The organism is Clostridium sp. CM74B_53 (assembly GCF_036318045.1).
GTDB lineage: Bacteria > Bacillota > Clostridia > Lachnospirales > Lachnospiraceae > Pilosibacter.
On sequence record NZ_JAWQDE010000001.1, the window covers coordinates 265,663 to 279,725 of the forward strand.

The window sequence follows — 14,063 nt, forward strand, 5'->3', positions numbered from 1 at the left end:
AAAACAGCAGCCCGCCGCGTCCTTTCGATGCATGGCAGCCGCAGGGAGCGCACAGACGATCTGTTGCGCTCCTTTTCGATTTTTCCTGATCTTTTACACTGGGAGGAACCTATGAAATTTATCCACACCGCCGATATCCACTGGGGCATGATCCCGGACAGTGATAAGCCCTGGGGCAAAAAGCGGGAACAGGCGATCCGACTGACATTCCAGGGAATCATTGAGGACGCGAGAGACTCCCGCGCCGATCTCCTTCTGATCTCCGGCGATCTGTTCCACCGCCAGCCGCTGGCCCGCGACTTAAAGGAAGTCAACTATCTGTTCTCTACGATCCCCGGGACCAGAGTTGTCATCATTGCCGGAAACCATGACCGGATCCGGAAGAGTTCCGCACTCCTCAGCTTTACCTGGGCGCCGAACGTGACATTTCTGATGGACGAGGACCTCTCTTCCGTCTATTTTGAGGAGCTGAACACAGAAGTTTACGGATTCAGCTATCACACTGCCGAGATCACCGAGGCAAAGGCCGACAACATCTCTCTTCCGGCATCCCGACGTACCCGGATCCTCATGCTCCATGGCGGTGATGCAAAGCATGTTCCTTTTGACCGGAATGCACTGGCTGCATCCCCGTTCTCCTATATCGCCCTTGGGCATATCCACAAGCCGGAGGTTCTCCTGGAAAACCGCATGGCCTACGCAGGTTCCCCGGAACCGCTCGACATGACGGAGACCGGACCGCACGGATATTTTGTCGGGGAAATCGACAACGCGAGCGGTCATGTGACCTCCCTGCAGTTTAAGGAAGTCTGCCAGGCCCAGTATATCCCGTTAGTGGTCAATGTAACTCCTCAGACGACCAACACCGAGCTCTCCCAGATCATCGCCGACGAGATCCGCAAGCGCGGCGCGGGCAATATCTATCGTTTCCGCATCCGCGGCATGCGGGATCCTGATATCAGTTTTGACCTGGATCTTCTCTCCGGTCAGTGGAATATCATCGAGATCCTGGATGAATCGGAACCGCAGTATGATTTCCACGCATTGTTCGCGGAACATCCGAGCGACATGATCGGCTTTTATATCCAGGCGCTCATGAAGGAAGATATGAGTCCTGTGGAGAAAAAAGCGCTTTATTACGGGATCCACGCCCTGCTTATGACAAAAGACGAAAGGAGTCAGCCATGAGATTACTCGAATTACATATCGACGGGTTCGGAAAATTTCATGACCGGACCATCTCCTTCAACGACGGGATCAACATTATCTACGGAAAGAACGAAGCCGGAAAATCCACGCTCCACACCTTTATCCGCGGCATACTCTTCGGGATCGAGCGCGGGCGGGGACGGGCGGCAAAGAATGACCTGTATACAAAGTACGAACCGTGGGAAAACAGCGGGACCTACGAAGGCTGGCTGAGACTGGAAAAAGATGGGACCATCTACCGCATCGAGCGGCGGTTCCGGAAAGAAAATAAGTCTTTAAAGATCATCAATGAGACAAAAGGTCTTGAGGAGAACGCAAGTCCGGAGTTTATCTCCAGGCTCTTAAACGGGCTCACTGAGACCATGTACAATAACACGATCAGCATCGGCCAGCTGAAGAGCGCCACCGAGGACGGAATGGTGACGGAACTTAAGAATTATATTGCCAACATGAACACCACCGGCAATATTTCCTTAAATATCACAAAAGCCACCGCATTTCTGCGGAACCAGAAACGTTCACTCGAAGCCGGGCTGATCCCGGAGGCAAGCCGGGAATTCACCTCTCTTCTCGCTGAGATCCGGAATATTGAATCTGAGATCGCCGGCCCGGAATACGAGAACCAGCTCGCCTCCTACCAGAATATGCGGACCCAGGTCAATGGACTGATCGAAAATACCCAGACACAGAAAAAGGATCTGGACGAGAAACTCGCAAACGGAAAGAAAGTCCTGGCAGACAATGGTTTTACAGACCAGGCTTCCGTGGATGCGATGTCCTCCAATGCAGAAAAATTATACAGTGAATACAATATGCTGAATATGGAGTGCAGCAAGAAGTCCAGAAAAGTCCTGTCCGCGCTTACGGCCGTTCTCGGGATCGCAGGACTCGGGGCAGCGGCGGCTCTTGGATATTTCAATCTCACCGCATATCTCCCTGTCTGCGGAGCTTCTGTGGCGGCGGCTGTGATCTTTTTTATCATCTCCCTGATCTTCCGTCAGAAAGATAAAGAATATCACAAAATGTGCGACAGCACCTCGGCGGAACTTGGCGCTCTTCTTGCGAGACATCTCGGAGATTCCGCAGTGTCCGAAGATGCCATGAACGCATTCCGCGCGCGGATGGGCGAATTTTCGAAGCTCTGTGATATGGTCGCCCAGTCCGAGGCGGAGATCCGGAAATTTCTGGAAGATCTGAGTAATCTCCAGACAAAACAGGCCGGCTGCAGCGAGATGATCGAGAAACAGCAGCGGACCCAGTGGGAGTTGGAAAAAAAGCTGGAACACTTGAGCAACTGCAAAAATAAAGCGAAAGCGTTAAAGCGGACTCTCGCGGAGAATGACCGCATCCACGATGAGATCGTCGCCATCGACCTCGCCCAGGAAACCATGGCAGACCTCTCCTCCACGATCCGGGATTCTTTCGGACTCTATCTGAACAAAGAGGCGTCCCAGTATATCACCGGCATCACCGGCGGGATCTACGACAGCATGAGCATCGACGAGAATCTGAACGTCTTCCTGAACACGAAGACAAAGCTCGTCCCGCTCGAAAACGTCAGTAGCGGAACCATGGACCAGGTCTATCTCGCCCTGCGCCTTGCCGCCGCAAAGCTTCTCACGGGGTCCGGCTCCGAATCCGGAGGTTTTCCGCTGATCTTCGACGACAGCTTTACCCAGTACGATGATGATCGCCTGAAAACAGCTCTCGAATGGCTTGCCTCCGCCTACGGCGGTCAGATCATCATCTTCACCTGCCATCGCCGCGAAGCGCAGATGCTGCGCGCAAGACAGGTGCCGTTTCAGTTGATCGAGATGTAAGAGCCTGTCCTGACCGATCCATAATTGTTCAGAGCCTTCCCGGCTGCGAACAAAAATCCACGTTTTCTGCAAAAAATGTCGGCAGTAGATTAAAACTGCCGACATTTTTATATTTATAAGGATTCCGTCTTTCCACAGCACGCAGTCTTTTACGCGTACTTTTCCACAATCGCCCGGAATTCATCCCCATGACCAGCGATCCAGGTCTCCCAGTTCATGTTAGATGCTGCCGCTGCTTTTCCAAGCTCCACGAGAAGCTTCGGAAGATCACGCTCCAGGATCACGGCTCCGGCCTCGCCGAATTTTGCCGCACCGAGTTTATCGCTTCCACCGACGAACATCTTAAACGCAGACTCCGGCTTTCCGTCTACGGTCTTTGCTGCGCCCTGGAAACCGAGCGCCGCCGCCTGATGCGCGGAACAGCTGGACGGACATCCGGAAATACAGATCTTCGGAAGAGCGCCGTCCGGGATTCCTGCCTCTCTGACAGCCGCTACAGCCGCGCTGAGCGCCGCCTGGCTGTCTCTGACGCCCTGCTGGCAGATTGATGCGCCGATACATGCAACACTGTTCTCAAAGGCTGTCTGGGCTCCGTCAGCCGTTGCTGCGAGAACCTTCTTTGCCTCGTCTGCAGTCAGGTTGATGATATAGATCGTCTCATGCGGTGCGATCCGGCACTCTGCATCCGGGATCTCCTTTAAAAGTGCGAGAAGCTCTGCCGGTTTTCCAGCCGGGAGACATCCTCCGATCGGATGATAAGCGACTGCGTAGAGCCCCGGCTGTTTCTGGGCAATGACGCGCTTATCAGAGATTTCTCCGGAACCTTTTTTCGTAACCGTTTTTTCTTCCACATGGAGGTCCAGACCGCCTTTTTCTTTCATTTTCTGCACGTTCTCAAGAAACGCCGTCTTTAATCCGTCAACTCCCAGTGTCTCCTGCATGAAACGGGTGCGGGCTTTCGCGCGGTTCTCATAATTGCCGTGCTGGCAGAATGTCTCGATCATGGCGCGGATATAGTAAAGGATCTCTGTCGCCTGGACATGTTCATCTACGAGGACTCCCATCTTATAGCCGCCGCCGAGTCCGCCGGCGATCCGGAGTGTGAATGTTCCGTCCGGATTTGCCATGAATCCCATATCACGGAATGCACTGTGTACAGAATCGTCAGCGCCGTTGCAGAACGCCACTTTCATCTTTCTCGGCATATGGATTTCACCAGCGATGGAGAGCAGATACTCTGCCGCTGCCTCCGCATACGGCTTTACATCGAAAGCTTCCCCTTTCTGTACTCCGGAGAGCGGGCTCATCATGATATTTCTCGGATTGTCTCCGCCGCCGCCCCGGCTGTAGATCTCGGCATCAATTGCTTTTTCCATGAGGACCGGAACCTGCTCCGCCTTTAAATTGTGAAGCTGGACAGTCTCACATGTCGTAAGCTTCATGAGCTCCACACCGTAATCCTTTACCGCCTCTGTAAGGAATTCCAGGCGCTTTTCCGTCAGGTTTCCGCCTGCCATTCTGAGACGCAGCATATGTTTGGAAGGATCCCGCTGCGCATAGCTTCCGAATCCTCCGGAGATTCCCTTGTATGCCTTCCGGTCGATCTCGCCTTTGTCAAATTTTTCAATTGTCTCCACGAAATCATGGATCTGTTCGCGAAACTGTTCTTCCCATTTTTCATTCATCATGATTGTTTTCCTCTTTCCCCTTTTTCCTTTTCCAGGCTGTACGGATCCTTCCGGTGTCTCACCTTCCGACGGAATCCGCAGAATTTCTACTCTTTCCAGTGCAGATGATGCAGATGTCCTTCCATCGTCATCTTCTCAAACCCGTTCTGTCTGAGCGCCTCATAGAGCACGATCGCCACGGAATTTGAAAGATTTAAGGACCTGATATCTCCCCACATCGGGATCCGGATACAGTTTTCACGGTTCTCCACAAGGATCTCCTCCGGGATCCCGCGGCTCTCCGGTCCGAACATGATATAGGCGTCCGGATCATACGGAACATCCGTGTATACATGTTCGCCTTTGGTGGTCGCCATGTAGATCTTTGCTCCCGGATTCTTCTTTAAGAAATCCTGATAATCACTGTACACCGTCACATCCAGCTTGTCCCAGTAGTCCAGTCCGGCACGGACCAGATGTTTTTCGCTGAGCTTAAATCCCAGCGGCTCAATCAGGTGCAGCTTCGTGTTCGTCGCCACGCAGGTTCGCCCGATATTTCCTGTGTTGGCCGGCATTTCCGGCTCGTATAATACGATGTTCATGTTGTGGTCTCCTGTCATATAAAAAGAATGTGCTTCGGCTCGTTATTCGCGTAAACAAGAAATTTCCCGGCCCGACCACCTTCATGATCAAGCCGGGGAAGCTCCGTTTTCCATGACTGTCCAGTATCCGCACAGTCACAATTCTTTTTATTTCTCTTCGTTCAGGTGTCTCTTTACGAAACGCTCCATTCTCTCAAGCGCACGTTTCAGATCATTTAAGGAGTACGCATAAGAGATTCTCAGATATCCTTCTCCGCAGTCGCCGAACGCAGTACCCGGAACAACGGCAACCTTCTCCTCCTCAAGAAGCTTTAAAGCAAACTCATCGGAGGTCATACCGAATTTCTTGATGCTCGGGAATACATAGAACGCGCCCTGCGGCTCATAGCAGTCAAATCCCATATCGCGAAGTGCCTTTACAAGGTAACGTCTTCTCTGGTCATATGCCTCACGCATCTCGATCACATCATGGTCACCGTTTCTCAGCGCCTCAACCGCAGCATACTGGCTTGTTGTCGGCGCACACATGATCGCAAACTGGTGGATCTTTAACATCTGTTTCAGGATGATCTCCGGCGCACATGCATAGCCGAGACGCCATCCGGTCATCGCGAAGGATTTCGAGAAACCGTTGATCAGAACGGTACGCTCCTTCATTCCCGGGAATGCGGCGATCGTGCAGTGCTGTCCCTTGTAGGTAAGCTCGGAGTAGATCTCATCGGAGATAACAAACAGGTCTTTCTCCACGCAGACCTTCGCGATCTCCGCCAGATCTTCCGCCTCCATAATGGAACCGGTCGGGTTGTTCGGGAACGGAAGCACCAGGACTTTCGTCTTCGGTGTGATCTTTTCCAGGAGTTTTTCTTTTGTCAGGCGGAACTTGTCCTTCTCCTCAAGCTGGATCGTAACCGGAACACCGTCCGCCAGGATCGTACACGGAGTGTAGGACACATAGCTCGGCTGCGGGATCAGAACTTCGTCTCCCGGATTTAACATCGCGCGAAGCGCGATATCGATCGCTTCACTTCCGCCGACGGTTACCATGACCTCTTTGTTATAGTCATATTCTACGTCAAAACGTCTCTTTAAATAGTTGCAGATCTCGATCTTCAGATCTTTTAAGCCTGCGTTGGATGTATAGAAGGTACGTCCTTTTTCCAGAGAATAAATGCCCTCTTCACGGATATGCCACGGAGTATCAAAATCCGGCTCGCCGACGCCTAAGGAGATTGCATCTTTCATCTCACTTACAATATCAAAGAATTTACGGATCCCGGACGGCGGGATCGTTACGATTTTATCAGATAACGGGTTTCTCACGGTGTAATCATCATCCTTTCATCCCCCGGCTTCTCATACATGATCGTGCCGTGGTCCTTATATTTCTTGAGTACAAAATGGGTCGCTGTGCTGAGGACGGAATCCATCGGGGACAGTTTTTCAGATACAAACTGAGCGACCTCACGCATGGTCTTTCCTTCGATGATCACGGTGAAATCAAACGCACCGGACATCAGATATACGGAATTCACTTCGCTGTACTGGTAAATACGCTCCGCGATCTTGTCAAATCCCATTCCTCTCTGCGGAGTTACTTTCACTTCGATCAATGCGATCACTTTCTCGTTTCCGGTGTTATCCCAGTTGATCATGGTGTGATATCCACAGATAATATTTTCTTTTTCCATGTCCGCGATCTCATTCGCGACGGCTGCTTCACTCTCGCCCAAAAGGGCGGCCAGATCTTTCAGATCAATTCGGCTGTTCTTTTCAATGATCGCCAAAATTTTTTCACGCATGATAAATCCTCCTTGTTACATATCTGTTCAGTACTTTCACCTGAGAAATCTGCCGCCGGCATTCTCTTATGGGCAGCAGTTTCTTACAAAGTCATAGCAGCGATTACAGGTAAATCCATATTCCGACCGGCTGTCCAGGCAGGAAAGCTTTCTCCCAGTCAGATCACTGTCATACACATTCTCCTGTGATCTTATAGATTTCATCCTGTGCCGGGCGTTCCAGAAATCCTGTTGTTCCGATCCCGGTCATCTTTCTCGCGATACCTTTTTCCACTTTTCCGATCACTGCGGACGGGATCCCCGCCTCGCTTAAGCTCCTCACGGCATCCCCACCGTTTTCCACCGCCATCAGAAGGCATTCTCCCGATGCGAGCCGGTATGGATTCAGGTCAAAAAGTTCACAGATCTCGATTGTTTCCTGTGCGACCGGGATTTTCCTCAGTTCAAAGGAAATTCCCTGCTCATACGCTCCTGAGATAGTCCAAAGGGCGGCCAGTATGCCGCCCTCCGAAATTTCTTCCCATTCTCCTGCGCCGCAGGCATCGAACATCTCCGGAGTCAGTTCTAACTTTTTATCTGCCTGCTCCCGGATCCGCTTGACAAACCATTCCGGGAATCGGGCCGATATCTCTTTTTCTTTTGCCGACAGAGCCGCCTTCACACCGTTTTTTCCGATCGTCCCTGCGACTACCAGATCCTGTCCCGGTCTGAAGATCCCCGCTCCGTTGGGTTCGCGCTCAATTTTTCTCATGATTCCGGTCTCTCTTCTATGCGGCCTAAGCCGCGTTCTCACCCATTCCAGGGCCATAATTTTCGCCCGGCTGCAGTCCGGCAGTTTCAGCAGGTGCCTGTGTTTCCGGCGCCTCTGTCTCAACCGGTGCCGGCGCCCCTGTCTCGGTCGGCGCTGCCGTCTCAGTTGGCGCTGCCGTCTCGGTCGGTGCCGGTGCTGCTGTCTCAGCAGCTCCCGTTCCTACACGGTAAACTGTTTTTGACGCATTGTATGTGTCAGAGTTCAACAGGGTACGTTCCTGCAGCTGTCCATCCACATATACGCACTTATATAATTTCGACTTTAATCCCGTATGCCCGGATTCCACTTTCACGCGCTTTCCGGCCGGAAGGCTCGGATCCTGGATCTCCTGGGTTGGTGACGGCACAGTCTGAAGTGTCTCTGACTCAAATGCCAGAGTGCGGTTCGACGGTCTCGTCTCTTTTCCGTAGATCATGAACGTCAGTGTCTTTCCCTGTGTGTATCCCTCGATATAGATCGGGGTATCATAAGGATTCTTCACCTTCAGGTCTTTGTAAGTTCCGGCAATCGCCGCATCCATAGACGGTTTTACATAGCTGACCGACATGGAATGATTCTGGCGCTGAACGATCTCCAGCTCCGCGTATAAAGCCGCGTTGTAGAGAGTTGTAGAGATCTGGCAGACACCGCCGCCGATACTGTCAACAGACCGGCCATTCTCATAAGCAGTCGCCGTCTTATATCCGTTTTCCAGTGTGAACGGATGCATACACTCATACCCGGAAAGAACCTCTCCCGGCATCAGCACATGTCCGTTGATCTTTCCCGAACCTACTGCAAGGTTTGTGGATCGGGAAGCACCGCTGGTCGCAAAGCTCGTGGAAAAAGTTCCGAGAACATCCTTGATCGTTGCGAGATCTTCCTCCGTCACCTTCGGCTTATCCACAGTAACGGACGCCTCCACACGGATCGCGCCTGTGTCCTCACTGTTCAGCGCCTCATTAAGGGCCGCTCTCGTTGCGTCCATATCTACTGTCACACCTTCTTTTGAAGGTGTGATCTCAAACTTTCCGTTCTTTCTCGTGATCGTTGCGTCGACAGCATCCGCCACCGCAGAATCACAGTTCGCGGATACGAAAGAAGAGATCTTATCCTGATCCACTGAGAGATCCAGCTCGATCTTCAGCGGATTTACCTCAAGGTCTTTCTTTTTCATATACCTTTTTACAAGATTTCCCTTCAGCTCTGTCCCCTGGATCGCTTTCGCCACCTCATCCTGATTATCCCAGGCAACGCCAAGCGTCTTCGCATCGGATTTCGCCTCCGCGCCATTTACCACAAGTGTGATATCCTGATTTAGTTTTTCATTTACATAACTTTCGATCTGCTTTTCGGCTTCCGCTTCCGTAAGTCCGGAAAGGCTGACGGCTCCAACGGTGACCCCATCCGGGATCCGCTCATCTGCCAGTGTGGAAACCGGGGCGATCCAGACAAGTCCGGCGCTCAGTAACGCCGTCACACCTGCGATCCACACATTTTTTTTCATTCTTTTTTCCTCGCTGATATCTTTCTGCTGCCTGATATATCCCAGGTCTTTTCTCATCATATTAAAAGATAGAAAGAAGGGAACCGAGAATCATCGGCACTACCATTGCAAGTACGACCAGCACGATCACGATGGTAGAGAAAATCTTTCTTGTTTTTTTATTATTCATGTTAAACAAACCATTCACCTCTTCTTGCTTTCCATTCCGGTCCGCATCTCACAGCTCTCATCAGCTGTCATGCCGTTTAATAGTCATTCTTCCAGCGTTCCCGAAATCTATCCCTGTTTTTTCGCATTTTCCGGTATTCTTCCATACTGGAAAATGATCTTGTCGATCATCCGGGAGATTTCATTTCCGGACATGTGATCGATCTCGACAGTTATGTCTATTCTATGATATTTTAGTAAATCCTGCAAGTGTTCTTTTTGCCTTTTAGACGCCGTCCGTTCCTTTTTTGCCTTATATTGCAGCATTTTTGCGGTGAAGAGTTCCGGGCGCTCTTTTCCGAACCTTCTTTTTAATTCCTGGTAGAGATCATGGGCGGCATAAGCGTCGGAAAGCGCACGGTGTGCCGTGTCCTGATGAACGCCAAAATATGCGCAGGCAGCACCCAGATTTTTCTTTTCCGCTCCCGGCATCAGATAGCGGCAGAGCTTCAGCGTATCAACCCCATATTTCTCGAATTTCCGCTTCTGGTTTACCGCAGCCTGAACAAGGAAACCGTAGTCGAAAATGATCTGATGACCAAGGAGCGGGAGATCTTCCGTGAAGTTTAAGACCTCATCCAGGATCTCATCGATCCCCGGTGCATCCTTCACCATATCATCCGTGATCCCCGTCAGCTCCACGATCCTCCCCGGGATCTCCCGGTGCGGGTTTACCATCGTATGATAGGTGTCCACTGCCTCGCCATCTATCACCTTCACCATACCGATCTCCGTGATCTTTTCATGGCGTGCACCGATCCCTGTCGTCTCAAGATCCAGTGCGACATAAGAATTTATCATTTCATCTGCCATGTCTCTTCTCCATCCTTGTATACAAAACGCACCGCTCCCGCATTCCCAGACAGCGGATCCCGCTTTTTATAATCAAACAGTACAAACGTCCCATCTTCCATATGTTCCAGATGAGCCATTTTCGCCATCTGCCTCGAATCAAAGCCAGCGTAATCCGTGAGCCATTTTGGATTTTCTTCCTCCGCCATGAAGAATTCGCGGACTTCCTTTTTGTACGGAGACTGGTCGCTGGCAAAGGACGGACGGCTCTTGATGTTTTCGCGGACATAGAGGTCATACATTAAACTGTCACGGAAGTCCGCTAAGGACGGCTGTCCGGTTTCCGGGACCTTTGCAGCCGTAACATGATCCCGCTCTTCTTCCCTCATATCCTCTTCCAGGAACCGGTACAGGATCTCATACCTGGCCAGTCTGCTGTGGCTGATCCCGGTAAGGCCGTTCTTCTCATAGTATTCCGCCAGATTCACAAAAATCTCCGATGGTCTCTGGAATCTTTTCTCCAGCAGCTTCATCGTCGCCGGGAACTGGCCGCTGTTATAGTAGACCTCGACCATGTCCTCCACGCCTTTCAGACGGATCACATCGCTGTAAGGAAGCCACTTTGTGGAAAGCACTTCATATGGCGGGATTCCCCGGTATTTCAGATCATATGCCGCAACCTGCTCCTCCATGTAGGATCCTTTTAACACCTTTAAGAACCCCATCTGGAGCTGATCCGGACGCATCCGGTAAACGTCGTCAAATGAGCGCATAAACGATTCATAGTTCTCATAGGGAAGTCCCGCGATCAGATCAAGGTGCTGGTGGGTATTCCGGTAATCGTAAACACGGTCCACCGCCCGTTTCAGTTTTACCAGATCCATGTGCCTGTGGATCTCCCGGATCGTGTCCGGATTTGTAGACTGGACACCGATCTCCAGCTGGATCAGACCCGGGCGCATCTTTCCGATCAGTTCCAGCTCCTCCTCGTCAAATATATCCGCGGAAACCTCGAAGTGGAAGTTCGTGACCCCGTTATCATGCTCCACAAGGTACCGCCAGATCCCCAGCGTGTGTTCTCTTTTGCAGTTGAAGGTGCGGTCCACAAACTTGACCTGAGGGACCTTATGGTCCAGGAAAAACTGCAGTTCCGGGAGTACCAGATCGAGACTCCGGAAGCGCACCGTCTTATCGATGGAAGAAAGACAGTAACTGCAGGAAAACGGACACCCGCGGCTGCTCTCATAGTAGACGATCCTGTTCTCGAATCCTGCCATATCATCATAGTAGAATGGGATCTCATCGAGACTGAGAAGACGCTGCGGACCATGTCCCTCGATCTCGCCATTTGCTGCGCGATAAGTAATTCCCGGAATCTGACTTAAGTCCAGACGATCTGAATGCGCATTTTCTCCTTCGGCATTCTCCGGCATCCGGGTATTTTCCGCACAGCCGGAAGTTTTCTCCTTTGCCTGTCCCCTAAAGCTTTCACCTGTATATCCGTCCGGTACGGACGTTTTTTCTCTCTGAAGATAAGCACGCACAAGCTCTGTGAACGTCAGCTCGCCTTCCCCGCGCATGATACCGCGAACATCCGGCTCACGCGTCAGCACTTTTTTCGCATCATAGGACACCTCCGGACCGCCAAGCCAGATCTCCGCCTCCGGCAGCACTTTCTTTACGTCCCGGACGATCTCCATGATATAGGAAATGTTCCATATATAGCAGGAAAAGCCGATAAAATCCGGCTTTCTCCTGTAGATATCCTGTAAAATTAAATCCATCTGATGGTTGATGGTATATTCTCCGATCTCGATATCCGCTCCCGGGATCTTTGTCCGCGCAAACGCGCGCAGACTGTATACACCAGGATTTGAGTGGATATATTTGGCGTTGATCGCCGCCAGCAAAAATTTCATTGATTCCTCCGTTATACCCGGTACTCAATCTTGCGTCCTGTCGGGTTATACTGATAATACCGCACGCCAGCTGCATTTAACATTCTCTTGGACGCCCGTGTGGACGCATCGTTCGCGTACTTGTCGCTCTCGTAAACGATCGTCTGGATACCGGCCTGGATGATCGCTTTCGCACACTCATTGCACGGGAACAGGGTCACATAGAGTTTGCTTCCTTCCAGACTGCCGCCGCGGTAATTTAAGATCGCGTTCAGTTCACTGTGCGTCACATAGAAATACTTTCTGTTGTACGGGTCCTCATCCATCTTATCCCACGGGAATTCATCATCGGAACAGCCTTTCGGAAATCCGTTGTAGCCCATGGACAGGATCTTATTGTCCTGACTCACGATGCAGGCACCTACCTGCGTATTCGGATCTTTGGATCGCATTGCGGAAAGCTTCGCAACTCCCATGAAATATTCGTCCCAGGTAATATATCCGTCTCTCTTCTCTGACATGGTTTCTCCTCCATCTCTGTGATGATCTGTTATTGTATCACGATGTAACTGTTCCATGGATTTTTACACATTTATAATATGATATCCCGCTGCCTTGCACAGGCGGTTCATGATCGCCTGGCCAAGCTGGTCCTTGGAAAAGCTCTCTGAGAAGATGCAGTCTACCTTGCGCGCATCAAAGTCACGCAGCACCGCAAACAGGTTGTGGGCAACTGTCTCCTCATGTTCTCTGCTTCCGATCACCTCAAGATTTCCATCCGGATACAGATCCCGGCTCTCCTCGGTGCAGATGATGCCGACTTTCTTTCCCTCGGCCTCCGCCTTCTTTGTCTGCTCATTGATATAAGCCACGACCTTGTCCATATCGCCCTCAACCAGCGTCATGTCCGCCTTCGGGGCATAATGGCGATACTTCATTCCCGGCGCTTTCGGCTTAATATCTCCGCTCACCGGTCCCAGGATCACCGGATCGATATCGACCTGCCCCAGTGTCTCACGGAGCATCTCGATCGTGATCGCACCCGGTCTTAAAAGTGTCGGAACCTCACTCGACACATCCACGATCGTGGACTCCACGCCGATCCCGACGGCACCGCCGTCGATCACCATCTCGATCTTTCCGTCCATATCTTCGATGACATGTTCCGCCTTTGTCGGGCTCGGTCTTCCGGATGTATTGGCACTCGGCGCCGCGACCGGAACTCCCGCCAGATGGATCAGGCAGTTTGCCACCGGGTCAGACGGCATGCGGACCGCAACGGTGTCAAGACCGCCGGTCGTTCCGTAAGGCACAATGTCTTTTTTCGGAAAGATCATGGTCAGCGGGCCCGGCCAGTATTTTTCCGCCAGTTTCCGCCCGGCTTCCGGGATTTCCTTTACGATCGCCGGGAGTTCCTCCATACAGGAAATATGGGCGATCAGCGGATTGTCGGATGGACGTCCTTTTGCCGCATAGATTTTCTTTGCCGCTTCCTCATTTAACGCATTCGCGCCGAGACCGTAAACAGTCTCGGTTGGAAATGCTACAAGACCGCCGTTTCTTAAGATCTCTGCCGCCTCCAGAAGCCCCGGATTTTTTTCCAGTGCTTCTCTTGTCTTTTCTTCTTCTCTGATGCGAACTACTTTTGTATTCATATTATGCACTCTCGATTCTCTTATCAATAATGTTTGGAGCCGGAGTCTCTTTCCCCACGCTCTCAGAACTGCCCTGCGCCTTGAAATTCGCAGTATTTCTGCATGATCCCAGTTTTT

Annotated in this window: 12 protein-coding genes; 2 read left to right on the forward strand and 10 right to left on the reverse strand. The window is 51.4% G+C overall.

Going from position 1 to position 14,063, the window contains the following annotated elements; all coding sequences use genetic code 11:
- Nucleotides 1–111 precede the first annotated feature (111 nt).
- Both V2546_RS01165 and V2546_RS01170 read left to right on the forward strand, forming a co-directional pair.
- Nucleotides 112–1,188 (forward strand): metallophosphoesterase family protein, encoded by a 1,077-nt coding sequence (locus tag V2546_RS01165; protein WP_118533427.1) that lies wholly within the window; start codon nucleotides 112–114, stop codon nucleotides 1,186–1,188.
- Nucleotides 1,185–3,029: an AAA family ATPase gene (locus tag V2546_RS01170; protein ID WP_329751335.1), complete on the forward strand. Its 1,845-nt coding sequence runs from the start codon at nucleotides 1,185–1,187 to the stop codon at nucleotides 3,027–3,029. Before V2546_RS01165 ends, V2546_RS01170 begins: the two co-directional genes overlap by 4 nt.
- A 149-nt stretch (nucleotides 3,030–3,178) precedes the next feature.
- Here V2546_RS01170 and V2546_RS01175 read toward each other — a convergent pair whose 3' ends face one another.
- The 10 genes from V2546_RS01175 to V2546_RS01220 form a co-directional block, all read right to left on the reverse strand.
- A complete protein-coding gene (locus V2546_RS01175; RefSeq protein WP_329751336.1) occupies nucleotides 3,179–4,717 on the reverse strand; it encodes a nitrite/sulfite reductase in 1,539 nt (512 codons plus the stop codon).
- Nucleotides 4,718–4,803: 86 nt separating this feature from the next.
- On the reverse strand, nucleotides 4,804–5,298 hold the full coding sequence (gene trmL / locus V2546_RS01180) for a tRNA (uridine(34)/cytosine(34)/5-carboxymethylaminomethyluridine(34)-2'-O)-methyltransferase TrmL (RefSeq protein WP_118297287.1): 495 nt from the start codon (nucleotides 5,296–5,298) through the stop codon (nucleotides 4,804–4,806).
- A gap of 147 nt (nucleotides 5,299–5,445) precedes the next feature.
- Nucleotides 5,446–6,618 (reverse strand): aminotransferase class I/II-fold pyridoxal phosphate-dependent enzyme, encoded by a 1,173-nt coding sequence (locus V2546_RS01185; RefSeq protein WP_118533421.1) that lies wholly within the window; start codon nucleotides 6,616–6,618, stop codon nucleotides 5,446–5,448.
- Nucleotides 6,615–7,097 carry an Lrp/AsnC family transcriptional regulator gene (locus tag V2546_RS01190; protein ID WP_118533419.1) on the reverse strand — a complete coding sequence of 161 codons (483 nt, stop codon included), beginning with the start codon at nucleotides 7,095–7,097 and terminating at the stop codon, nucleotides 6,615–6,617. Before V2546_RS01190 ends, V2546_RS01185 begins: the two co-directional genes overlap by 4 nt.
- A gap of 169 nt (nucleotides 7,098–7,266) precedes the next feature.
- Entirely contained in the window at nucleotides 7,267–7,848 is a 582-nt protein-coding gene (locus V2546_RS01195; RefSeq protein WP_329751337.1) for an AIR synthase-related protein, read from the reverse strand.
- A 25-nt stretch (nucleotides 7,849–7,873) separates the two neighbouring features.
- Nucleotides 7,874–9,394, reverse strand: a complete 1,521-nt coding sequence (locus V2546_RS01200) for a VanW family protein (RefSeq protein WP_329751338.1) — start codon at nucleotides 9,392–9,394, stop codon at nucleotides 7,874–7,876.
- 276 nt (nucleotides 9,395–9,670) lie between these two features.
- The gene (locus V2546_RS01205) at nucleotides 9,671–10,414 is read right to left on the reverse strand and encodes a 3'-5' exonuclease (protein WP_486463541.1); all 744 of its coding nucleotides are present in this window, start codon (nucleotides 10,412–10,414) and stop codon (nucleotides 9,671–9,673) included.
- Nucleotides 10,399–12,312 carry a B12-binding domain-containing radical SAM protein gene (locus V2546_RS01210; protein ID WP_329751339.1) on the reverse strand — a complete coding sequence of 638 codons (1,914 nt, stop codon included), beginning with the start codon at nucleotides 12,310–12,312 and terminating at the stop codon, nucleotides 10,399–10,401. Before V2546_RS01210 ends, V2546_RS01205 begins: the two co-directional genes overlap by 16 nt.
- An 11-nt stretch (nucleotides 12,313–12,323) precedes the next feature.
- A complete protein-coding gene (locus V2546_RS01215; RefSeq protein WP_118297292.1) occupies nucleotides 12,324–12,812 on the reverse strand; it encodes a deoxycytidylate deaminase in 489 nt (162 codons plus the stop codon).
- 63 nt (nucleotides 12,813–12,875) lie between these two features.
- Nucleotides 12,876–13,946 (reverse strand): L-threonylcarbamoyladenylate synthase, encoded by a 1,071-nt coding sequence (locus V2546_RS01220; protein ID WP_118533413.1) that lies wholly within the window; start codon nucleotides 13,944–13,946, stop codon nucleotides 12,876–12,878.
- Nucleotides 13,947–14,063: the final 117 nt, after the last annotated feature.